The following is a 1,073-nucleotide window of genomic DNA, read 5'->3' as shown; positions in this document are numbered from 1 at the left end:
ACATAATAAGTTGTTGAACCTGCAGCAGCAGTAGAAGGAGTTGGTGCCGTTGCTGATCCTGTACCACCTGTTGCAACGGTGTACCACAATAAAGTATTACCAGCTGCGGGTGTTGCTGTTAAGGCTGTTGCTGTTGCACCCTGGCAATAAACTACCGGTGATGTAACGGTTGGTGCTGCAGGTGTAGGATTAACTGTAACAGTAATGGCTACTCTTGGGCCTTCACAGTTAAGAGAAGTAACCTGGCTTACATAATAAGTTGTTGAACCTGCAGCAGCAGTAGAAGGAGTTGGTGCCGTTGCTGATCCTGTACCACCTGTTGCAACGGTGTACCACAATAAAGTATTACCAGCTGCGGGTGTTGCTGTTAAGGCTGTTGCTGTTGCACCCTGGCAATAAACTACCGGTGATGTAACGGTTGGTGCTGCAGGTGTAGGATTAACTGTAACAGTAATGGCTGCTCTTGGGCCTTCACAATTAAGAGAAGTAACCTGGCTTACATAATAAGTTGTTGAACCTGCAGCAGCAGTAGAAGGAGTTGGTGCTGTTGCTGAACCTGTGCCACCTGTTGCAACGGTGTACCATAATAAAGTATTACCAGCTGCGGGTGTTGCTGTTAAGGCTGTTGCTGTTTCACCCTGGCAATAAACTACCGGTGATGTAACGGTTGGTGCTGCAGGTGTAGGATTAACTGTAACAGTAATGGCTGCTCTTGGGCCTTCACAGTTAAGAGAAGTAACCTGGCTTACATAATAAGTTGTTGAACCTGCAGCAGCAGTAGAAGGAGTTGGTGCTGTTGCTGAACCTGTGCCACCTGTTGCAACGGTGTACCATAATAAAGTATTACCAGCTGCGGGTGTTGCTGTTAAAGCTGTTGCTGTTGCACCCTGGCAATAAACTACCGGTGATGTAACGGTTGGTGCTGCAGGTGTAGGATTTACTGTTACAGTAATAGAAGCTCTTGGGCCTTCACAATTAAGAGAAGTAACCTGGCTTACATAATAAGTTGTTGAACCTGCAGCAGCAGTAGAAGGAGTTGGTGCTGTTGCTGAACCTGTGCCACCTGTTGCAAC

1 protein-coding gene is annotated in these 1,073 nt (G+C 47.0%); it reads right to left on the bottom strand.

Features of this window, described 5'->3' with window-relative positions:
- The coding region (locus ACFEL9_RS26095) for an Ig-like domain-containing protein (RefSeq protein ID WP_385896342.1) at nt 1-1,073 on the bottom strand (1,073 nt) is incomplete at both ends.

It is taken from the genome of Terrimonas alba (genome assembly GCF_042434975.1).
Taxonomy (GTDB): domain Bacteria; phylum Bacteroidota; class Bacteroidia; order Chitinophagales; family Chitinophagaceae; genus Terrimonas_B; species Terrimonas_B alba.
Note: the sequence above shows the minus strand (reverse complement) of the source record. Positions and strands in the feature narration are given on the sequence as shown.